General features: G+C 38.0%; 23 protein-coding genes. All 23 read left to right on the top strand.

The window, feature by feature from the left end; genetic code table 11:
* Positions 1–303: 303 nt before the first annotated feature.
* The 23 genes from ACFOUV_RS08660 to ACFOUV_RS08550 all read left to right on the top strand — a co-directional run bounded on the left by ACFOUV_RS08660 (position 304) and on the right by ACFOUV_RS08550 (position 21,420).
* Entirely contained in the window at positions 304–1,725 is a 1,422-nt protein-coding gene (locus tag ACFOUV_RS08660; protein ID WP_379496359.1) for a DEAD/DEAH box helicase, read from the top strand.
* Between the two features lie 254 nt (positions 1,726–1,979).
* Entirely contained in the window at positions 1,980–2,402 is a 423-nt protein-coding gene (locus ACFOUV_RS08655; protein ID WP_379496358.1) for a ComF family protein, read from the top strand.
* A 34-nt stretch (positions 2,403–2,436) separates the two neighbouring features.
* Positions 2,437–2,862: a TIGR03826 family flagellar region protein gene (locus tag ACFOUV_RS08650; RefSeq protein WP_379496357.1), complete on the top strand. Its 426-nt coding sequence runs from the start codon at positions 2,437–2,439 to the stop codon at positions 2,860–2,862.
* A gap of 117 nt (positions 2,863–2,979) precedes the next feature.
* Positions 2,980–3,240, top strand: coding sequence for a flagellar biosynthesis anti-sigma factor FlgM (gene flgM, locus ACFOUV_RS08645; protein ID WP_379496356.1), 261 nt, complete (start codon positions 2,980–2,982; stop codon positions 3,238–3,240).
* Positions 3,241–3,273: 33 nt separating this feature from the next.
* Positions 3,274–3,759, top strand: a complete 486-nt coding sequence (locus ACFOUV_RS08640; RefSeq protein ID WP_379496355.1) for a flagellar protein FlgN — start codon at positions 3,274–3,276, stop codon at positions 3,757–3,759.
* Positions 3,760–3,788: 29 nt separating this feature from the next.
* Positions 3,789–5,267 carry a flagellar hook-associated protein FlgK gene (gene flgK, locus ACFOUV_RS08635; RefSeq protein ID WP_379496354.1) on the top strand — a complete coding sequence of 493 codons (1,479 nt, stop codon included), beginning with the start codon at positions 3,789–3,791 and terminating at the stop codon, positions 5,265–5,267.
* Positions 5,268–5,276: 9 nt separating this feature from the next.
* Entirely contained in the window at positions 5,277–6,161 is an 885-nt protein-coding gene (gene flgL / locus ACFOUV_RS08630; protein WP_379496353.1) for a flagellar hook-associated protein FlgL, read from the top strand.
* Positions 6,162–6,266: 105 nt separating this feature from the next.
* Entirely contained in the window at positions 6,267–6,833 is a 567-nt protein-coding gene (locus tag ACFOUV_RS08625) for a DUF6470 family protein (protein ID WP_379496352.1), read from the top strand.
* A 17-nt stretch (positions 6,834–6,850) separates the two neighbouring features.
* On the top strand, positions 6,851–7,297 hold the full coding sequence (gene fliW / locus ACFOUV_RS08620; RefSeq protein ID WP_379496351.1) for a flagellar assembly protein FliW: 447 nt from the start codon (positions 6,851–6,853) through the stop codon (positions 7,295–7,297).
* Complete coding sequence (gene csrA / locus ACFOUV_RS08615; RefSeq protein ID WP_379496350.1) at positions 7,297–7,521, top strand: carbon storage regulator CsrA; 225 nt, start codon at positions 7,297–7,299, stop codon at positions 7,519–7,521. The genes fliW and csrA overlap by 1 nt, the downstream gene beginning before the upstream one ends.
* A 75-nt stretch (positions 7,522–7,596) precedes the next feature.
* Positions 7,597–7,968: a flagellar protein FlaG gene (gene flaG, locus ACFOUV_RS08610; RefSeq protein WP_379496349.1), complete on the top strand. Its 372-nt coding sequence runs from the start codon at positions 7,597–7,599 to the stop codon at positions 7,966–7,968.
* A 17-nt stretch (positions 7,969–7,985) separates the two neighbouring features.
* A complete protein-coding gene (locus ACFOUV_RS08605) occupies positions 7,986–9,506 on the top strand; it encodes a flagellar hook-associated protein 2 (protein WP_379496590.1) in 1,521 nt (506 codons plus the stop codon).
* Positions 9,507–9,536: 30 nt separating this feature from the next.
* Positions 9,537–9,938, top strand: a complete 402-nt coding sequence (gene fliS / locus ACFOUV_RS08600; protein ID WP_379496348.1) for a flagellar export chaperone FliS — start codon at positions 9,537–9,539, stop codon at positions 9,936–9,938.
* Positions 9,938–10,291: a flagellar protein FliT gene (locus ACFOUV_RS08595; protein ID WP_379496347.1), complete on the top strand. Its 354-nt coding sequence runs from the start codon at positions 9,938–9,940 to the stop codon at positions 10,289–10,291. The genes fliS and ACFOUV_RS08595 overlap by 1 nt, the downstream gene beginning before the upstream one ends.
* A gap of 218 nt (positions 10,292–10,509) precedes the next feature.
* Complete coding sequence (gene hpf, locus ACFOUV_RS08590) at positions 10,510–11,070, top strand: ribosome hibernation-promoting factor, HPF/YfiA family (RefSeq protein WP_379496346.1); 561 nt, start codon at positions 10,510–10,512, stop codon at positions 11,068–11,070.
* 295 nt (positions 11,071–11,365) lie between these two features.
* A complete protein-coding gene (locus ACFOUV_RS08585; protein WP_379496345.1) occupies positions 11,366–11,530 on the top strand; it encodes a hypothetical protein in 165 nt (54 codons plus the stop codon).
* Between the two features lie 196 nt (positions 11,531–11,726).
* On the top strand, positions 11,727–14,240 hold the full coding sequence (secA, locus tag ACFOUV_RS08580) for a preprotein translocase subunit SecA (protein ID WP_379496344.1): 2,514 nt from the start codon (positions 11,727–11,729) through the stop codon (positions 14,238–14,240).
* Between the two features lie 459 nt (positions 14,241–14,699).
* Positions 14,700–15,801 (top strand): peptide chain release factor 2 gene (prfB, locus tag ACFOUV_RS08575; RefSeq protein WP_379496343.1). Its coding sequence is split into 2 segments (ribosomal slippage): positions 14,700–14,771 and positions 14,773–15,801, totalling 1,101 coding nucleotides; the frame shifts between segments, so codons are not numbered across the junction.
* Between the two features lie 217 nt (positions 15,802–16,018).
* On the top strand, positions 16,019–16,384 hold the full coding sequence (gene cccB / locus ACFOUV_RS08570) for a cytochrome c551 (RefSeq protein ID WP_379496342.1): 366 nt from the start codon (positions 16,019–16,021) through the stop codon (positions 16,382–16,384).
* 249 nt (positions 16,385–16,633) lie between these two features.
* Entirely contained in the window at positions 16,634–17,320 is a 687-nt protein-coding gene (gene ftsE, locus ACFOUV_RS08565; protein WP_379496341.1) for a cell division ATP-binding protein FtsE, read from the top strand.
* Positions 17,310–18,203: a permease-like cell division protein FtsX gene (gene ftsX, locus ACFOUV_RS08560; RefSeq protein ID WP_379496340.1), complete on the top strand. Its 894-nt coding sequence runs from the start codon at positions 17,310–17,312 to the stop codon at positions 18,201–18,203. Before ftsE ends, ftsX begins: the two co-directional genes overlap by 11 nt.
* Positions 18,204–18,265: 62 nt before the next feature.
* Positions 18,266–19,741: a peptidoglycan DD-metalloendopeptidase family protein gene (locus ACFOUV_RS08555; RefSeq protein WP_379496339.1), complete on the top strand. Its 1,476-nt coding sequence runs from the start codon at positions 18,266–18,268 to the stop codon at positions 19,739–19,741.
* Between the two features lie 212 nt (positions 19,742–19,953).
* Positions 19,954–21,420, top strand: coding sequence for a S41 family peptidase (locus ACFOUV_RS08550; RefSeq protein ID WP_379496338.1), 1,467 nt, complete (start codon positions 19,954–19,956; stop codon positions 21,418–21,420).
* The last annotated feature ends 207 nt before the right edge of the window (positions 21,421–21,627 follow it).

Genomic DNA, 21,627 nt, shown 5'->3' with positions numbered 1-21,627 from the left:
ATCCGCCCAGAGCGATCCCGGACGGAGGGGAAAGCAGTTACTTATAGAAACCAATTCAACCAGCAGTTACTTCGGAGTTTATATAAAATACGATAATAAAAAGCAACAAAACTAACGAAATGAGCCTTGGAATCTCGATGTACCCAGACTGTAGAGCGCAAACAGTTAATCTAAAGTCAACTAGAGCAGTGTATCTCCAACCTCCTAATATTTATCACTTTCACTTTGCGAAAGTTGAGTAATTATCAGCCAATCCTGAGCTGATAATTACAAATAATAATATAATAGAAAGTGAGTGAATCGATGATGGCAGATAATGTCATACAACCTCTCGACCTCAAGGAACTCTCCTTCCAGTACGCTGGAAAACTTCTCCTTAGAAATGAAATAATGCTAAACGAACCTTCATTCCAACAACTTCTAGCAAATAATTTACTAACAGGTAAAAAATCCATCATTCAAAAAAACTTCCATTACCAGTGTCAGCGTTGCGGTAATAAGAACCCTCATTTATTTGAAAAACTTCCTTGCCAAAAATGTCATCATACACACAGATATTGTCGTAAATGTATTGAAATGGGACGTGTTAGTGAATGTGAGTTGCTTTATTATTGGAATGAAAATGAACCGAATTGGAGTCATCATGTGGATCCATGTTCCTGGCAGGGGACATTGACAGTCGTCCAACAAAAAGCTGCCGCCCGAATTGTCAACGCAGTACAAAAGAAAGAGCCTGAGCTATTAGTTTGGGCCGTTTGTGGAGCTGGAAAAACGGAGATGCTATTTCCTGGTATTACGGAAGCATTAAGCACAGGGAAACGTATTTGCTTAGCAACTCCTCGAGCAGATGTAGTCCGAGAATTGCTTCCACGACTTCAGCGTGCTTTTCAGACGGTTTCGATTCAAGCATTGTATGGTGGGAGTGAGAACAAGTTAGGAGCAGCGCAACTCATTATTGCAACGACACACCAATTGCTTCGTTATCAGGAAGCATTTGATGTAATGATTATTGATGAAATTGATGCTTTTCCATATCATGCAGATAAATCGCTCCCATATGCTGCCGAACGCGCAAAAAAATCTGAAAGTACAACCATCTATTTAACTGCGACTCCGAGAAAAGAACATAAAAAAGCAATGAGACGTAAAAAGCTACCACATATTTTTGTGCCAGTCCGATTTCATGGACAACCACTACCTATACCAAAAAAGGTAATGTGTCATGGGTTGAAACGGGATCTAAATAACTATTATCCTCCGTCTGCATTTTTGAAATGGGTGAAATCCCGGAAAAATCCGAAAAGACAGCTGTTGATTTTTGTACCTTCCATTACACTCGCTGAAAAAATAAAGCCTTTTATCTCGATGCATTTACGAAAAGTAGGAATTCTATTGTCAGAAGAAAAACTGCAATCTGTACACGCATCGGATGTGAACAGAGAAGAAAAGGTTCAGGAATTCAGAGCGAAGGAAATTTTCATCTTGATTACTACAACGATACTTGAAAGAGGGGTTACATTTCCCTCTGTAGATGTGGCCATTTTAGATGCTGGGCATGATGTATTCGATGAAGCCGCCCTTGTTCAAATTGCTGGACGCGCAGGTAGAAGTCCAGAAGATCCGACTGGGGAAGTTTTATTTTTTCATGATGGCAAAACAGAGGCAATGGTGCAGGCGATCGATTCGATAAATTCAATGAATAAAAGGGGAGCGTTTTTGAAGTGATTTGTCTATGGTGTCACAATCAGATCATCCCAGAGATTACCTGGTCCAACTTATTTCAGTTGTACAAACCAAAGCCGATTTGCACCGAGTGTGAAGATAAACTAGAATTATTGCATGGACCTCGATGCAGAATATGCAGCCGACAAACAGATGAAGAAATCTGCTCAGACTGTTTGTGGTGGGAGGGAAATCTCGAGAAAGATGCGCTAGAATTTAATTATTCTGTATTTGCCTATAATGAGATAATGCAGGAAGTGATTACGAAATGGAAATATCGTGGGGATTATGTACTTGGAGAAATCTTTAGAATTTATTTCAAAGACACATTTAATGAGCGGTTTTCAGTTTTAAAAAAAGACGCAGTACTAATCCCAATTCCCTTGAGTAAAGAACGTGCTAGAGAAAGAGGCTTTAATCAGGCAAAGGCATTGGCGGAATTTTTACCTGTACCATGTACGGATATTTTATCGCGTCAAGATGGTGAGAAACAGTCCAAGAAAACGAGATTAGAACGAATATATACCGATAGCCCTTTTTTTATAGAACAACCTATTAACAAACCAGTCATTCTTGTCGATGATATATATACAACAGGTACGACATTACGTCATGCAGCCAAATTACTGAAAAACCATGGCTGCCCGTCCATTTATGCCCTTACTTTGATTCGGGGTTGATGTATTATAATTATTGAAAAGAGGGAATAGGCCAATGGCTGAACTAGCAAACTGCAGCACCTGTGATGCTGTTTTTGTAAAAGGATTACGTGATATATGCCCAAACTGCTACAAAGAAGAAGAAGCAGCTTTTAAGAAAGTATATGCTTTTTTAAAAATAAGAAAAAATAGAGAAGCAACTTTAATAGAGATTGTTGAAGAAACTGGTGTTGAAGAAACGTTAATTACGAAATTTATTAAAGCGAAAAGACTTCATCCGACCGATTTCCCAAAACTAGCTTTCCCGTGTGAAAAATGTGGTACGAATATTGTTTCAGGGAAACTATGTATAGGCTGTCGGGAACAATTAAACAAAGAGCTGAAACTATATGAAGAAGTAGAAAAAAGGACGGAAGAAGTACGTATAAGAGAAAATGCCCGTTCGGATACGTATTATGCGATGGATAAATACCGGAAATAATCAGTGTTAACAGGGATTTTTTTGAATAAACCCTTAAACTTTTTGTGTTAGTGGCCGATAATAGGGTTAAGAGAAATTGTCCGCAGATAACTAGGAACAGGAAGAGGTGAAGCTCTAATGAAAATTAATGGTCCAAATCATACGAACTTCAATCCATATAAACAGCAGATACAAAAACAAACAGAAGTAAAGAAAGCAATTGAAACGAAAGATCAAATTGAGATCTCAAGTCAGGCAAAACAACTTCAGGAAAAAGATAAAACAAGTGAAAAGCGGGCTGCCTATGTTCAAGAGATCCAACAAGCAGTTGATTCTGGTGAATATAAAGTAAATCCAGAGAAGGCGGCTCAAAAAATGCTCGAATTTTGGTCAAAATAAAAGTTTTGTAACGTCTAAAAGGAGGACTTCAAGTTGTCCCATATAATTACACAATCATTGGAGCAGCTTGTAAAGATACATGAAGATTTACTAGCGGTTTCAAACGAGAAAACGAGAACAGTCAAGGAAGGTTCTATCGACCATTTACAGTCTTTGTTAGTAAGGGAACGGAAACTCATTCGGCTTTTAGAACAAGCGGAGAGCAAAAGGAAAATCTCTGTTGAGGCGTTGTGTAAAGCCAATGATATGGCGGTGGAAGATGCGACAATTACAAACATCCTACAACAAGTTAAAAATGAAGCAGAACAAGTAAAAATGGAAAATGCTGCAATCAAACTTACAGCTGTTATTACGAAGCTAAAACAGCAGGAACAATTAAACCAGGTACTCATCAGTCAATCGATGCAATTTGTTCAAATATCTTTGGAGTTAATGAGTCCGACATTAAAAAGCATGAATTATGGAGTCAAAAGTGAAGCAGATACTTCAAGTCGGTCGGTTTTTGATTCCAAAGCATAAAGATGAAGCAATAAAAGGAGTACGTTAAAATGAGTACATTTCATGGTTTGGAGATGGCAAGACAAGCCTTATCCACGCAACAGTCAGCACTATATACAACCGGTCACAATATAGCGAATGCAAATACAGAAGGCTATACGAGGCAGCGGGTTAATTTTGAAACATCATCCCCATTTCCTTCAGCATCGCGTAATCGACCACAAATTCCAGGCCAGATGGGGACAGGAGTTGAGTCAGGATCCGTTCAGCGTATCCGGAATCAATTCTTGGATAATCAATTCCGCAGCGAAAACAGTACTTCAGGCTATTGGTCTACAAAGTCTGAAGCTTTAAGCCGTATGGAAAATATTTTAAACGAACCCTCTGATACAGGATTATCCACGACGATCGACCAATTTTGGCAATCACTGCAGGACCTGGCTGTTAATCCAGAAAATTCAGGTGCGCGGTCTGTAGTCCTTCAGCGTGGTCAGGCTTTGGCAGAAACGTTTAATTATATGTCCGAATCCATGACAAATATTCGAACAGATCTGCAAACTCAAATTGACACGACGGTGAAGGATGCGAATACGTTAATTGATGGAATCAATGAGTTAAATAAACAGGTGAAAAATCTGGAAACACATGGATATGCTGCCAATGATCTGTATGATCGAAGAGATATGCTGATTGATCAGTTATCTGAAATCGTAAGTATTGAAGTTTCTTATGATAATAGTCACAGTCCAAGTAAAAGAGTGGATGGTGTCGCAACGATCAATATCGTAAATGATATTGGGACAGCAATCTCGGAACTGGTTAACGGTGTAGAAGGAACGAAACAAAGGATAGACGATCCTGTGTATGGCACTGCGGAATCACTTCTAGTAGTCGAAGCAATCACGGTTAACGGTGAAAACATGATGACTTCAAGCGGATCATTGAAAGGTTTAATAGATGCTTATGGATATGCCGACGGGGAGAATGCATTCGGTGATTATCCAGAAATGATACGTAACCTCGATAAAATGGGATATGCAGTTGCAACTGCTTTTAATGAGCAACATGCCAATGATGAAGGCGAGGTTCCGTTTTTTAAAATTGATAATCCGACTAATTCTGGAGGCGCTGCAGGTTCCATATCGGTTGCTTTAACAGAAGGAAGTCAGATTATCGCAAGTTCAAATGGCGATGCTGGTAATGGAGAAAATGCGCTAGCACTAGCGGAAGTTTTTTATAATTCAAACAATGATGATTTGGATGGTGTTTCGATTAAAGATTTTTATGAGTCAGTTATCGGAGATTTAGGTGTAACTGCTGAACATGCAAATCGTATGACAGAAAACACAGGTACACTGTTGGCACAGGTGGAAAATCAGCGACTCTCCGTGAGTGCAGTTTCTCTTGATGAAGAAATGTCCAATATGATTAAATTCCAACATGCATATAGTGCAGCAGCCAGAAGCATGACTGCCATGGATGAACTGCTTGATAAAGTTATAAATAATATGGGATTAGTAGGAAGGTAGGCAGTAACGATGCGTGTAACTCAAGGAATGCTTTCTAATAATATGTTACGAAATTTAATGCAAAGCAATACGAAAATGAGTTCGTATATGGATCAATTAAATACGGGTAAAAAAATAACCCGACCTTCCGATGATCCTGTAGTTGCCATGAAAGGCATGGGTTACCGTACAGAGTTGGTTAAAGTGGAACAATTTCAACGGAATACGAATGAAGTGCATAATTGGATGGATAATTCGGATGCTGCTTTGGATAAAGCAACATCTGCAATGCAGCGTATTCGTGAACTCTCTGTACAGGCAAGTAATGGAACATATGACGACGAAGAACTAGCAAATATCAGTGAAGAAGTCAAACAGCTGAAAGAACATCTTGTCGATATTGCGAATACAAATGTAAATGATAAATATATTTTCAATGGGACCGATACAGATATAGCACCTGTTAATACGATTAATGAAGGTGGCGAAATCGAACCTGGTTTTACTGGTGGAGAAGTAAAAATTGAAGTATCCAGTGGTACAACATTGAAAGCAAATGTAAGTGGTGCAGACGTATTCGGTGGGGAACCAAGCATTTTTGGTGCAATCGATAATTTTATTGATCGATTGGATTCAGGTGAAGATATTGATTCCAGCATTGGTGAACTGGATGTTGGCATTAATAATATTATTAATTCGCGTGCGGAATTGGGTGCTCGAATGAACCGTCTCGAACTTGTTGAAAACCGCTTAAGCGAACAGGAAGTTATTGCTACCCAATCGATGTCCAGCAATGAAGATATTGATTATGCTGAAGCCATAACCCAATTGATTACTCAGGAAAGCCTTCATCGTGCTGCATTAGCTGCAGGTTCAAAAATTATCCAACCGTCACTGGTTGATTTCTTAAGATAAACATTCAGTAAACCCTGACCCGAAATAGGGTTCAGGGTTTATCCTGTATTTAACGGTAAAATTTATCCTGGTAAATTGGAGATTTTATGCAGAAGGGAGTCCTCGATGGTGAAATTACCACAAATCAGATTACAGTCACAGATGGCACAAATTCAAATCCAACGAACAGAAGGCAAACAACAAATTTCTCAGCCACAGGCAGAGCTTACCATTGTGCAGCCTAAAGCAGAAGTATCCATTCGGACCACCCCTGGAAAGCTGGAAATTGACCAGACGCAAGCGTGGGAAGATATGAACTTAATGCACATTTCCAAACGTAATCAGAGATTTGCTCAAGAAGGTGAAAATGCATTAATGCAAGGTATAGCACGACGGGCGAGGCAAGGTAATGAGCTGATGGAAATTGAAAATGGTGGGAATCCATTTGTCAGTCAAGCAATGCAAAATGGTCATGAATCAAAGAAATCTCTCGCTATTCAATTTATTCCATCGCATTTTTCAGTTAAGACAAGCTATCAACCAGCAGAAGTACATATTGAGGTCCAAACGAACAAACCGGTTATTGATGCAACTGTTAGAAAACCTGAGTTCAGTTATCAGCCTGGTAAAGTAGAAACAAACTTGAAACAGCAACAAAACCTGGAAATAAGTTTCACCAATCTTCTGGTTTAGGAAAGGAAAATGAAAAAATGAAAATACAAACGAAATATTTGAGTGAGGTAGAAATTGAAGAATACAAGATCATTCAATTTCCCTTTGGCCTTCCTGGATTTGTTCATGAAACACAATTTGTATTACTGGATTTGCCGGATAACCCTATCTTTCAAATTTTACAGTCGATTGCGTCCGCCAATGTTGCGTTTATTGTAACGAATCCTTACCAAATTTATGAGGAATACACATTTGAATTGGATGAAAGCTTAATGGAGAGTCTGCAAATTAAAAAGGAAATAGAAGTGGCAGTGCTTTCCATTGTAACTTTAAAAAATCCTTTTAAAACGAGTACATTAAATATGAAAGCACCGATTATTATTAACACCACTCTTAGACAAGGGAAACAATATATTTTAAATAGTGAGGATTATTCCTCAAAGGCATCCATTATCCCTCCAGTTGCTGAAAGAGAGGTTAAATAATGCTCGTACTTTCCAGAAAAAGAAATGAAGCCATTCAGGTTGGTGAAGACATCGAAATTACGGTTTTAGCGATAGAGGGAGATCAAATAAAACTGGGAATCTCTGCTCCAAAGTCTATTGATATCTACCGCAAGGAAATTTATGTGGATATTCAACAGCAAAATAATGAGGCGGCAAATGTTTCACTGGATTTACTCGAACTTCTAAAAGACTCAAATAAATGAAAATAATGATTTAAATCCTTCACATAACAGTATTCATAGCCGATATAAAAGGAAAAGGTTTAGGAGTGTTGTGGGATGATGGTGGATAAATTAGCGACCGGATCTCAAACTTTACGAATCAGTGAGAACAGCATGAAACCGACAACAGTAATGGAAAGTTCTGAAATCAAGACGGATAATAAATATGAACAAGAGCAATCACAAAAACAAAACGCTATGATAAACAATAAAGATCTGGAGATGGCAGTTTCCAAAATGAATGACTTTCTTGAACCCTTAAGAAGGAATGTTAAGTTTGAACTTCACGACAAGCTGAATAAATATTATGTAACTGTCATTAATTCGAGCACAAAAGAAGTTATTAAAGAAATCCCTCCGAAAAAAATGCTTGATATGTATGCCGAAATGGCAGACTTCATGGGTTTTTTGATCGATAAGAAAATTTAAGGAGTGATGAAATGGGCATGAGAATTGGTGGTCTAGCCAGTGGCATAGACACAGATAGTATTATTAAGGATTTAATGAAGGCAGAACGAATTCCATTGGATAAAATGGAACAGGATAAAACGAAATTGGAATGGCAACGAGATGCATTTCGGGATGTTAATAAATCTATGCTCGAATTGGACAATATGATGCTTGATATGAAAATGAGCAAAACATATAATTCAAAATCAGTTACCTCAACGATGGAAGGTGCTGTGACGGCTACAGGTACAGCGAGTTCTACGAATGGGACATATAATATAAAAGTTGAACAGCTGGCAACGTCTGCGATAAATGTCAGTGGTGCAATTAAAATTGACTCTAGCGAAAAATTAGCTGGACAAACAATGGGTAATGGGGAAGAAATAATAGCGGATGAGACATTATTCTCTTTTAAAACCTTTGACGAGGCTGGAGTAGCGAAAACATATGAATATACTATAGGTGCTGATGAAACATTAAAAGATGTAATTGATCGAGTTAATACAGATGATAATAATGTCCGAATGACTTTTGATAACAATACAAACAAGATTATTATGGAAACGACACGTACAGGGAAATACAACCCTGCAGTAGATGGCAAGGAAATTGTTTTTGAGAATGCAACGTTTCTTAAAGAAGCTCTAAATATACACCAGGGAAATGAAGACGGTGGAGAAAATGCAATCTTCACATACAACAATAATTACCGTGTAGAGAATTCAAGAGAAAACAACTACACTTTAAACGGTATTACTTTCCAGTTCAACAACACAACCAAAGACAGTTCCGGAGTCGCCCAAAACGCGACATTAACCGTCAACAACGATGTAGATGCTTCCTTCGATAAAATCATGGCATTCGTCGACAAATATAATGAGGTAGTGGAGACATTAAATGGTTCGCAGCAGGAAGAACGGTATCGGGACTTCCCACCATTGACCGACGCACAAAGGGAAGAGATGTCTGATAATGAAATTGAATTGTGGGAAGAAAAGGCGAAGAGCGGCCTTCTAAAAGGAGAAAGTTCAATTTCCAGTGGATTATTCGATATGCGCCAAAGCTGGTATTCTACTGTTGATACAGGCGGTGGACAATATACATCCCTTACCCAAATTGGTATTGCCACTTCAAGTGATTATCTTGATGGTGGAAAGCTTATTGTAAATGAAGAAGAATTAAGAGCAGCATTATCAGAAGATCCTGCAAGTGTACAAAAATTATTTTCCAACAGTGAAACAGGTGATCAACGTGGATTGGTAAATAGACTGGAAGATTCATTAGAACGTACCATGGATAAAATCAATCAACGTGCTGGTAAAGGTACGGATACATTAGAAAATTATACGTTGGGTAAACGGATGAAAGATCTAGATAGCAGAATCAGTGCATTTGAAGATCGACTTACTCAGGTTCAAGATCGCTACTGGAGACAATTCAGTGCAATGGAACAAGCAATTTCCGCGATGAATCAGCAATCTTCCATGCTTATGTCCAACTTTGGTGGCGGACAGTAGATAACTTATTAAAAGGAGTGGATCAGGCTAATGGCAGTTAATAAGGCCTATCAAACCTATCAGAACAATGCGGTAAACACAGCTTCAGGTGGGGAGTTAACTTTAATGTTGTATAATGGATGCATGAAATTCATTAAACAGGCAATTAAAGATATGAACGATAAAAACTACGAAGCAAAAAATAAAAATATCCAAAAAGCACAAAATATCATCCAGGAATTAATGATTACCCTGGATCCTAAAGTAGAAATTTCAAAACAGATTCTACCATTATATGAATATATGCAATATCAACTTAAAGAAGCGAATATAAAAAATGACGCTTCAAAGTTGGAAGAAGTGTTAGAGTTTGTTAAAGACTTCAGAGATACATGGAAACAGGTCATTATCAAAAATAGGCAGCAGCAATTTGCTCAAGGTGCACAGGTTTAATGAACAGGGTAGAGCCAATTTATGAAATAACGATGAAAATTAAAACACTGTTGGAGCAGGATATTACCGCAAAATCAAGAGAATCCGTAATTGAAGAATTAAATGATCTTATATTAAGTAGAGGCATGTATATGGAGAAACTGAAGTCTCCTTATACAGAAGAAGAAAAAAAAATCGGTAAAGAACTTGTGCTAATCAACAATGAAATTCAGAAAAAGATGCAAATCCTTTTCGCCGATTTGAAATTAGAAATGAGACAAGTTAAGAAACAAAAAAAATCAAATCAATCTTATACTAATCCATATAAACATGTTCAGACAATGGATGGAATGTTTATGGACAGTAAAAAATAATGCAAAAACTTCTGTTTTACTTCAGAAGTTTTTTTGTACATTACTTAGTTTATAGAATTGTAAAAAATATTAATTAATTGTAAATCCTCTAACCCTTGATATGAAAGGGATTATCTTATTATATCAAATATATGTTACGTTTTTGTAAGGTTTATACAGGTAAAATTGGTGGTAAAGTAGTATAATAAATATATAAAGTAATAAAGGAGGACACTTTCATGAAATATAATATCCGTGGTGAAAATCTCGAGGTAACAGGGGCAATTAAGGAATACGTGGAAAAAAAGATCAGTAAGCTAGAAAGATATTTTGACACACCTCCAACGTCCGATGTACATGTGAATTTAAGTGTCTATAATGATGAACAACGAATCGAAGTTACTATACCGATGACAAATCTATTATTACGTGGCGAAGTCCAGCATGTTGACTTATATGCTGCTGTTGATCTGGTTGTTGATAAATTAGAAAGACAGATTCGTAAGCATAAGACAAAAATCAATCGTAAGTTTAGACAGAATGGTTCTCCTAAACACGCTTTTGCGGAAATGGAAAAACAGGCTACTAGTATTGCAGTAGAAGAAGATCCTGATGAAATAGAAATTGTACGAACAAAGCGTTTCAATCTTAAACCGATGGATTCTGAAGAGGCAATCCTTCAAATGGATATGCTCGGACATGAATTCTTTGTATTCACAAATGATCTTTCTGGTGAGACAAATGTTGTGTACCGTCGCAGGGACGGAAAATACGGATTAATAGAACCAAATGCTTTTTAAAATATAAAATACTTAAGGCGATTCCTATATGGGAGTCGCCTTTTACAATGTGCGAGAGTACGTAGTTGCAGCCTATATGCTGGTATTTGTCGAAAATTGTAGAAAGAAAAATAGAATTTTGGTTTTCTGGATAAAAAATTACTTGAAATGCAAAATAACATCCGTTTACTATATTCAAAGTTTTTATTAAGATTCAAATCGCTGTAGAAATTGAAATTAAAATTGAAAAATACCCATTCGTCTTTTCGCCCATCCCCATGTTATAAATAAGTCAATAGAACTAGGAGGTGAGTCTGTGAATGAAAATGATCGGAGGGCGTTTGATGACTTAGTAATTAAAGTACAACAGCATGAAGCTACAATCGTGCAGTTACTTGAAATTCTTGCTGCTACGAACCGGAAAATTACGGAGATTTCAGCAGAACAAAAAGAGAAAGATTATTTTTATTCTCAGGTATAAATAGCAGGATATCTCCCCAAATCTTCCTCTTTTTCCTCATTTCTGAGAGCAGACTATCCCCGGTCTGCTCTCTATTTTAGTATTCGATAATTACGCTCTTTGGTAATGCCCACCCGAGTTGTCATAGCTTATCGTAAAGTGTTATGATAATAGTGGATTATAGTATAGATTGTTTTAATTGAGGAGCGTTTATAATATGGCTGGATTATTAACAAAAATTTTTGGTGATGGGAACCAAAAACAAATAAATCGATTACAAAAACAAGTTGATAAAATAGAAGCTCTGGAACCTGGAATCGAAAAATTAACAGATTCTGAACTCCAGAAAAAAACAGAAGAATTCAAAGAAAGATATGCGAATGGTGAAGAAATTGATGATATGTTGGTTGAGGCATTCGCAGTAGTGCGTGAAGCTTCAAAAAGAGTACTCGGGATGCGTCCATTCCAAACGCAGCTAATGGGAGCGATAGCGCTTCATGAAGGTAACATAGCTGAAATGAAAACGGGTGAAGGTAAAACCTTGGCTTCCACTATGCCAGCATACTTAAATGCCTTGGCTGGAAAAGGTGTTCATATTATTACCGTCAACGAATATCTGGCTGACCGTGATGCACAGGATATGGGCCAGCTTTATGATTTCCTTGGCTTGACAGTTGGCTTGAATGGAAATGGGTTAACTAAAGAAGAAAAAAGAGAAGCGTATAACCGAGATATTACCTATGGTACAAACAATGAGTTTGGTTTTGATTACTTACGAGATAATATGGTCTTATATAAAAATCAAATGGTGCAGCGGCCTCTTAATTTCGCAATCATCGATGAAGTCGATTCTATTCTCATAGATGAGGCAAGAACTCCATTAATTATTTCTGGGTCAGCAAAAAAATCAGCTGCACTTTATCAGCAAGCAGATGGTTTTGTTATCACCCTGAATGGAGAGACAGACTATACGTATGATGAAAAAACAAAAGGTGTCCAACTGACGGAAGAGGGTATTAACAAAGCTGAACGTTATTTTTCCATCGAGAATTTATTTGATTTAGACAATGTATCCTTAACACACCATATTAATCAAGCATTAAAAGCTCATGTTTCCATGCATCGTGATGATGATTATATGGTAGAAGAAGGAGAAGTTATCATCATTGATCAATTTACAGGTCGTAAGATGAAAGGCCGCCGCTATAGTGATGGCCTTCATCAGGCGATTGAAGCAAAAGAAGGATTACAAATTCAAAATGAGAGCATGACACTTGCTTCCATTACTTTCCAAAACTTTTTCCGTATGTATAATAAGCTTGCAGGGATGACAGGTACGGCTAAAACAGAAGAAGAAGAGTTCCGAAATATTTATAATATGGATGTCATTGCGATACCTACGAACAAACCAATAACAAGGGATGATCGTGCTGACTTGATCTACAAATCAATGGAAGGTAAATTCCGTGCCGTAGTAGAAAACATTAAAGAAAGAAATAAAGCCGGACAACCTGTTCTTGTCGGTACGGTTGCGGTAGAAACGTCGGAACTTATTTCTCATATGTTAAAAAAATCTGGAGTTAGACATGAAGTTCTTAACGCGAAAAATCACTATAGAGAAGCGGATATCATTGAAAATGCAGGCCAAAAAGGTTCCGTAACAATAGCTACGAATATGGCAGGTCGTGGTACAGATATTAAACTAGGTGAAGGTGTTAAAGAACTAGGAGGACTTGCTGTAGTAGGTACGGAACGACATGAATCACGACGGATCGATAACCAGCTTCGAGGGCGTTCCGGTCGTCAGGGAGATCCAGGTGTAACACAATTTTATTTGTCCATGGAAGATGAATTGATGCGCCGTTTTGGCTCTGATAATTTGAAATCAATGATGGAAAGATTGGGAATGGATGATACACAGCCTTTAGAAAGCAAAATGGTTTCCAAAGCTGTTGAATCTGCACAAAAACGTGTGGAAGGAAATAACTTTGATGCACGGAAAACGGTTCTTTCTTACGATGATGTATTGCGTGAGCAGCGCGAGATTATTTATAAACAACGATTCGAAGTTATCGATGCGAATGATGATTTACGTAAAATCATTGAAAATATGACTGAGTCATCCATTAATCGTATCGTTCAAACGCATACACAGGACGATGATGAAGAAAAATGGGACTTAAAAGCAATTGTAGAATATGCACACGGAAACTTAATGGACCCTACTGAAATTTCTGAGCAGGACCTTAAAGGGAAAGAAGCGGATGAAATTTCCAATCTGCTTATGGAAAGAGTACATGCACGTTATGATGAGAAAGAAACGGAGCTTTCTCCAGAGCAATTCCGTGAGTTTGAGAAAGTAATACTGCTTCGTACAGTGGATTCAAAATGGATGGATCATATTGATCAAATGGATCAGCTGCGCCAAGGTATTCATCTTCGTGCATACGGACAAAATGATCCGCTACGTGAATACCAAATGGAAGGTTATTCTATGTTTGAAGAGATGATTGCCAATATAGAGGATGAAGTTGCAAAATATATTATGAAAGCTCAAATTCGTGAAAATCTGCAACGTCAAGAAGTAGTGAAGAACACACAAGCCGTTGCTGGTGGACAGGATGAAAAGAAAAAATCGCGTAAACCTATTGTGAAAAATCAAACGGTTGGTCGTAATGACCCATGTCCATGTGGAAGCGGGAAGAAATATAAAAATTGTCATGGAAAATAAATTCAAATATATTTTGATATTAGCCTTTTTATAAGGCTGCGCACGCATGTCCCATCGAAATGATTTGTTGTTTTGTCATAAAATCTATAAACTCCGAAGTAACTGCTAGTTGATTTCTATCCGTATGAAGAAACTTCGGCGACCGCTCTTGGAAATATACTTCGCTTTCCACGGGCGGCTGGTGAGCCCCTTCATGCTGACGATGGGTAGCTAAAATCGTCATACAGCCTTACCAGTCCGGGTGAGCGGCGGGCGGTGACTCCTGCGGGAACAGCACGTGTCCGAAGACCTGAAGAGTGGTTTTCTCTTCGGGGCTGAGGCCGTGCCCGCGGAAAGCATCCGCCCAGAGCGATCCCGGACGGCGAGATAAGTTACTTCGCAGCTTATCTCAACTCGATTATAAAGCTACAAACATTACGAAAGATTCTTTTATAAATAAATTAACCAGAGGTGAAGGAAATGGAATTAGTAGAGATAAAAAATGAATTAGATAAAATAGCTTCACGTGTTGAAGACTTTAGGGGGTCTCTTTGACTTAGATGTTAAAAAGGCTCGCATTGCTGAATTGGATATGCAGATGTCAGATCCGGAATTCTGGAATAGCCAGGAGGCAGCACAGAAGGTAATCTCCGAAGCAAACGGTTTGAAAGGCTACGTGGAAAGCTTTAAAGATATGGAAGAACGTTTAGAAAATCTGGAAGTTTCCTACGAATTGATAAAAGAGGAAGCGGATCAGGAGCTCTTTGAAGATTTACAAACAGAACTGCAAGCATTTATGAATGACGTTAATGATTTTGAACTACAAATGCTGTTAAGTGAACCTTATGACGCAAATAATGCAATCCTTGAATTACATCCTGGCGCAGGGGGAACAGAATCACAGGACTGGGCGAGCATGCTACTTCGAATGTATCAGCGCTGGGCGGAAGATAAAGACTTCAAGGTGGAGACAGTTGATTATCTTCCTGGTGAAGAAGCAGGTGTGAAAAGTGTAACGCTTTTGATTAAAGGACATAATGCATATGGTTACTTAAAGGCAGAAAAAGGTGTCCATCGACTTGTGCGTATTTCTCCATTTGACTCATCCGGCCGGCGACATACCTCATTTGTCTCCTGTGATGTAACCCCGGAGATGACAGATGATGTCGATATCGAAGTCAGAACGGAAGATATAAAAGTGGATACGTACCGTGCAAGCGGTGCGGGTGGTCAGCATGTTAATACGACTGATTCGGCAGTACGGATTACACATTTACCGACCAACACGGTTGTTACTTGTCAAAATGAACGTTCACAAATAAAAAACCGTGAAGCAGCAATGAAAATGTTGAAATCAAAGTTGTATCAATTAGAGATTGAACGTCAGCAGCGTGAACTGGATGATATACGTGGAGAACAAAAAGAAATTGGCTGGGGTAGTCAAATACGTTCCTATGTCTTCCACCCATATTCTATGGTCAAAGATCATCGTACAAATACAGAAACAGGGAATACACAGGCAGTAATGGATGGTGACATCAATTCATTTATTGATTCTTATCTTAGGTCACAAATTCAATAATCCCAAAAGGGAGGAATTCTGTCATATAGATAGTTTCCTCCTTTTTAATTTCATAAAATTGCCATAATCATCCAGAGGGATTGATATATCAATGGTTTAACAAAGTTACATAATGAGAACGGTTCAAACATAAGTTTTAATTTTTTCTAAAAGGGTTATAATAGAAGCAGCAACTATTTTTATAAAAACAATTGACTTATGAATGGGGGCTTTATTAATGAAAAAAGTTTTAATGGCATTTTTATTTGGAACAGTATTAACATTAGCAGCATGTGGCGGTGGTGACGATGGCGGAACTGATGATACAGGATCAGATGATACCGGCACAGAAACGGAAGTACCAGCGGATGAAGGTACAGTTGATACTGCCGCAGGGGAAGAAGTATATCAAGCAAACTGTGCAGCATGTCACGGTGCCGACTTATCAGGTGGTGCAGGTCCTGAATTAACAGCAGTAGGATCAACATATTCTGCTGAAGAAATCGCAGATATCGTTACAAATGGTAAAGGAAGTATGCCAGCGCAAAATGTAGCGGGAGAAGATTTGGATGCATTATCAAGCTGGTTGGCTGAACAACAATAATGGTTAAAAGGATGAAAATCTCTGTTACAAGTGCGTTACTTGTAACAGAGATTTTTTTTGGATCTATTTTACATCGTAGTTACTGAATGAAATATAAATGTAATAATTTTATAGCTAAAATAATTGTAGAAAAATGTTATACTAAGTTAGTATTCATGAAAACGTACGTTGAAGCGATGAATTTCTACATTTTTTGATAGATTCGGGCAGCAAAGGACGACAACAATAAATAAAAAGGTTGATACTAAAATGATACTAATGAAAGATATTTATAAAACGTATGCCAATGGTGTAACAGCCTTAAATGGTATTAATATTGATATTAAGCAAGGTGAATTCGTCTATATTGTTGGCCCCAGTGGAGCTGGGAAGTCGACATTTATTAAATTAATTTTCAGAGAAGTAAAACCGAGTAGTGGAACTATCGTTATTGGTGATATGGATTTAAGTGGAATTAAAGAGCGGAAAGTTCCTTTTTTACGTAGGAATATTGGAGTTGTCTACCAGGACTTTAAACTCTTATCGAAATTATCAGTCTATGAAAATATTGCATTTGCTTTGGAAGTAATTGAAGAATCTCCGAAGAATATCCGCAAACGTGTAATGGAAGTCCTTGAACAAGTGGGCTTGAAAAATAAGGCACGTTTTCTTCCCAATGAATTATCTGGGGGAGAGCAGCAGCGTGTTTCAATCGCACGTGCGATCGTTAACCACCCAAAAATCGTAATTGCAGATGAGCCTACAGGAAACCTTGACCCGGAAACATCTTGGGGCATTATGAAGACATTTGAAGAAATAAACGCTAGTGGAACAACAATTATCATGGCCACTCATAGTAAGGAAATTGTTAACACAATCAAGAAACGTGTTATTGCTATCGAAGACGGTTTAATTGTTAGAGATGAGCACAGGGGTGATTACGGCTATGAAATTTAGAACATTTAGAAGGCATTTAAGGGAAGGGTCAAAAAATATAATCCGTAATGGTTGGATGACCGTTGCTTCAGTTGGTGCGGTTACAACGACATTGATCTTGGTCGGGGTATTTCTTGCACTTGTAATGAATTTAAATGAGATGGCAAATAACATTGAAAACGATGTTGAAATAAAAACGCTAATTGATTTAACTGCTGAAGAAGAGGATATTCTCGCTTTAGGGGAACAAATTGAACAAATAGATGGAGTTGAATCTACTGCATTTTCATCAAATGATGATGAACTGCAAGGCCTTATTGAAAGTATGGGAGAAGAAGGAGAAGCATGGCAATTATATGAGCAGGATAATCCTCTGAGCCATGCATATATCGTTCGGGCAGAGTTCCCGGAGGACACAGAGAGAATAGCGACCGAAATAGCATCATTTAATCATGTGCAAGAGGTAAACTTTGGACAAGATGTAGTAGACAAGTTATTCCAGTTTAATAACTATGCTAGAACAATCGGCTTGGTTTTAGTTATCGCATTGGTATTCACTGCAATATTCCTTATCTCCAACACGATAAAAATTACAATTATGGCACGCAGTACTGAAATAGGCATTCAGAAGCTTGTAGGTGCAACAAATGGTTTTATCAGATGGCCGTTCTTTATTGAAGGATTACTACTCGGAATTCTCGGTTCGATCATTCCGATAGCAGTCATTATGGGTGGATATTATTATCTGGAAACCAACTTTGGGCATCAAATTTCGCTCAGTTTTGTGGAACTCTTGCCGTTTAACCCATTTGCATGGCAATTGTCCGTAATGATACTGGGAATAGGAACAGTTATCGGTATCTGGGGAAGTGTCATGAGTGTCCGTAAATTCCTGAAAGTTTAAGGATACAAAAGACTAACATAGAGAAGCAACTAGACAATTTTAATTGAAAAGGGGAAATACGAGTGAAAAAGCTAGCTACGGTTATACTTATTGCCGTCTTAATTTTAGTGTCATTACCTGCCGGAATAGGTAAGGTATCTGCAGAAACAATCGGGGACCTGAACAAAGAAATCAATGAACTGGAACAAGAGAAATCCAAACTGGATCAAGAGAAGAATCAATTGGAAGGTACTAAAAAAGAAACCGAAAGTAAGTTAGGCGAGAATGAGGAACAACAGGGTTCGGTTAAACAGGAAATAAATACAATAGATGATGAACTTTCAAATACACAGAGTAAAATAAGCACAAAGGAAAATGAAATAACAGAAACGAACACTGAAATTGAAGAATTAAATAACAAGATTAATGAACTTTCTGATAGAATTGAAGAATTAAAAGAAGAGATTGAGATATTACAAGAAAGAATCATAAAACGGGATGCATTGCTGAAAGAACGCCTTCGTGCGATACAGCAAAGTGGCGGCGAGATGAAATATATGGGCGTAATCCTTGGAGCCAACAGTTTTGGTGATTTCATCAGTAGAACATCGGCAGTAAATACGATAATGGATCAAGATAAAGATATTATGGAAGCGCAAGCTGCAGATAAGAAAGCACTTGAAGGAAGTAAAAAAGAAGTAGAAGCAAACAAAGAAGAAGTGGAAACGAAAAAGGTTGCAGTGGAAGATAAGAAAAAGTCACTGGAAAGCCAGAAACAAGATCTTGTAGCCTTAAAAAGTCAACTGGATAAACAGCTTGCAGAAAAAGAAACGTTAATGGCTTCACTGGAAGAAGAACATGGTGAGCTGGAAGAACATAAAATGAGCGTTGAAGAAGAACAGCAACTTATAAGCGCAGAACAAAAGGCAAAAGAAAAGGCAATTGCAATGGCTGCTAGTAAAAAAGGTGAGCTCGAGCAATTGGCTAAAGAAGAAGAAGCAAGAAAAGCAGAAGCAGCGAGAAAAGCAGAAGAAGCACGAAAAGCTGAGGAAGCAAATAAGTCAAAGTCAAGTTCTACCCCAAGTTCTAGCTCTAGTTCAACCCCTAGTTCTAGCACAAAATCAAATTCCAGCCCGGCACCAAGCAGTAGTTCAGGTTCAGGAATATTTATAATGCCAGCGGCTGGTTCAATCTCTTCCCATTATGGAATGAGACACCATCCCATTCACAATTACAATAAGCTACATGCAGGAACGGACTTTGCAACACCTACCGGAACTACTTTGGTTGCAGCAGCTGACGGTGTTGTGAGTACAGCTGGATGGGTCAGTGGTTATGGAAATACAATAATGATTTCACATTATATCAATGGTAAAAGCTATACGACTCTTTCAGCGCATTTAAGCAGTATTTCTGTATCTGTTGGACAAGCGGTTAGTCAAGGTCAAGCAATCGGTAAAACTGGTAATTCCGGAGATTCAACTGGACCACATCTACATTTCGAAGTACATCCCGGTGGTTATAAAAATCCAGCTAACCCGATGAACTATTTAAAATAGTATGTTTACAAAAGGCATTCCCTAGTGGGTGTGCCTTTTTCTCTATATATTGATTGAATTCCACAAAGCACAAAAGATAAAACCATAGTCATTGGTAAAATATAATGGTATGCTTTTCATATGAGATATCAGATAAAGTTGCTTGCAATTCGTAAATCTTTTGATCATGTCATATACTTTTACATAGCGAATAATAAGTTAGAGGTGGAATTATGAATTTAAAAAAATCACACATTGCATTAATCCTTGTTGCTGCACTTTTTCTAGGTTTTGCCGGTGCATATGCGGGGGTACAATTTGCACAGCCCGGGGAACCAGAAATACAGAATTCCAATCAGCTCCAAAATAAGATGGCTAAAGACGTAGAAGAGAATGAAACAGAACGATCTGACGATTTAAATAAAATTACTCAGGCGTATGGTTTAATTAAACAGAATTACTTGGAAGATGTTGATGATACACAACTGATTGAAGGGGCAATAGAAGGTATGCTGTCTACCCTGGAAGATCCGCATACTTCCTACATGGACCTTGAAACGGTAAGTCAGTTTAATGACCAAATCGAATCTTCCTTTGAAGGAATAGGTGCAGAGGTTAGCATGGTTAACGGACTTGTAACGATTGTTGCACCTATCAAGGATTCGCCAGCAGAGAAGGCAGGTTTGCGTCCCAATGATCAAGTATTAACTGTTGATGGGGAAGGATTGGAAGGTTTAAACTTGAATGAAGCTGTTGCTAAAATCCGTGGCGAGAAAGGATCGGAAGTAGTATTGCAGATACAGCGATCCGGTGTAACAGAAGCATTTGATGTGACCATTGTCCGTGACGAGATTCCTGTAGAAACAGTATACAGCAGGACAGAAACAATTGATGGAAAACTTACTGGGATATTGGAAGTTACCAACTTCTCAGAGAACACATCTACTGAATTTGAAGAGCAATTAACAGCTCTGGAGAATGAAGAAATAGAAGGTCTAGTCATTGATGTTCGGGGGAATCCAGGTGGCTTATTAAATGTTGCTGAGGAGATTCTTTCTTTATTTGTTCCTAAAGATATTCCATATTTACAAATTGAAGATGGTAACGGAGAAAAAGAAGCATATCACTCACAATTGGATGAAAAGAAAGAATATCCGATTAGTGTGTTGATTAATGAAGGAAGTGCATCCGCTTCAGAGATTCTTGCTGTTGCCCTAAAGGAACTTGGTTACGACATTGTTGGGGAAACAAGCTATGGAAAAGGTACCGTACAGCAGGCAGTGCCGCTTGGTGATGGAAGTTCAATTAAACTGACAACCTTTAAATGGTTATCCCCAAATGGTGAGTGGATTAATGAAACAGGTGTTGAGCCTACGATAGAACAAAAACAACCAGAATATTACTATACCTATCCCATTCAGGCAGAAGAACCTTTTACTTACGATCAAACAGCAGAAGCAATTGCAAATATGCAAATCATGCTTTCTGGATTAGGGTATGATACGGGCCGGACAGATGGATACTTTAGTGAAGAAACAAAAACAGCTGTAACAGAATTTCAAATAGACAACGATCTTGATTCCACTGGTGAAGTAAACGAGGAAACAGCTGGTTTAATTGAGACCCAAGTTATTGAAAAGATGCGTAATGGTGAAGATGATCAGCAGCTCGAAACTGCATTGGAAGAGTTATATCAATAGCATAAAAGTTCGGAGAAAAGCAATAAGTTTTTAACAATCCACGAGGTACCGCTCGTGGATTTTCATTTAGTGAGTTTTGGAAGATAGGTACAACTGAAGATTTTGCATTATGGCGAAAAGCCAATTTTTGAAATGGTTATAGCAGGAAAATAATAGACAACTATCGAATATAATAAATGATGGTTGTCAGACAGTAAAGAAGGTGAA

Origin of the sequence: Oceanobacillus longus, assembly GCF_042650085.1 — a bacterium.
GTDB lineage: Bacteria > Bacillota > Bacilli > Bacillales > Amphibacillaceae > Oceanobacillus > Oceanobacillus longus.
This window is presented reverse-complemented; position numbering and strand designations above follow the sequence as displayed.

Bases quoted from the DNA above. Each gene is read 5' to 3' on its own strand.
- ftsX (WP_379496340.1), top strand. From the start codon at position 17,310: ATGAAATTTAGAACATTTAGAAGGCATTTAAGGGAAGGGTCAAAAAAT.
- secA (WP_379496344.1), top strand. From the start codon at position 11,727: ATGGCTGGATTATTAACAAAAATTTTTGGTGATGGGAACCAAAAACAA.
- cccB (WP_379496342.1), top strand. From the start codon at position 16,019: ATGAAAAAAGTTTTAATGGCATTTTTATTTGGAACAGTATTAACATTA.
- csrA (WP_379496350.1), top strand. From the start codon at position 7,297: ATGCTCGTACTTTCCAGAAAAAGAAATGAAGCCATTCAGGTTGGTGAA.
- hpf (WP_379496346.1), top strand. From the start codon at position 10,510: ATGAAATATAATATCCGTGGTGAAAATCTCGAGGTAACAGGGGCAATT.
- ftsE (WP_379496341.1), top strand. From the start codon at position 16,634: ATGATACTAATGAAAGATATTTATAAAACGTATGCCAATGGTGTAACA.
- ACFOUV_RS08660 (WP_379496359.1), top strand. From the start codon at position 304: ATGATGGCAGATAATGTCATACAACCTCTCGACCTCAAGGAACTCTCC.
- fliW (WP_379496351.1), top strand. From the start codon at position 6,851: ATGAAAATACAAACGAAATATTTGAGTGAGGTAGAAATTGAAGAATAC.
- ACFOUV_RS08625 (WP_379496352.1), top strand. From the start codon at position 6,267: ATGGTGAAATTACCACAAATCAGATTACAGTCACAGATGGCACAAATT.
- flaG (WP_379496349.1), top strand. From the start codon at position 7,597: ATGATGGTGGATAAATTAGCGACCGGATCTCAAACTTTACGAATCAGT.
- ACFOUV_RS08650 (WP_379496357.1), top strand. From the start codon at position 2,437: ATGGCTGAACTAGCAAACTGCAGCACCTGTGATGCTGTTTTTGTAAAA.
- ACFOUV_RS08605 (WP_379496590.1), top strand. From the start codon at position 7,986: ATGAGAATTGGTGGTCTAGCCAGTGGCATAGACACAGATAGTATTATT.
- flgM (WP_379496356.1), top strand. From the start codon at position 2,980: ATGAAAATTAATGGTCCAAATCATACGAACTTCAATCCATATAAACAG.
- ACFOUV_RS08550 (WP_379496338.1), top strand. From the start codon at position 19,954: ATGAATTTAAAAAAATCACACATTGCATTAATCCTTGTTGCTGCACTT.
- ACFOUV_RS08595 (WP_379496347.1), top strand. From the start codon at position 9,938: ATGAACAGGGTAGAGCCAATTTATGAAATAACGATGAAAATTAAAACA.
- fliS (WP_379496348.1), top strand. From the start codon at position 9,537: ATGGCAGTTAATAAGGCCTATCAAACCTATCAGAACAATGCGGTAAAC.
- flgL (WP_379496353.1), top strand. From the start codon at position 5,277: ATGCGTGTAACTCAAGGAATGCTTTCTAATAATATGTTACGAAATTTA.
- flgK (WP_379496354.1), top strand. From the start codon at position 3,789: ATGAGTACATTTCATGGTTTGGAGATGGCAAGACAAGCCTTATCCACG.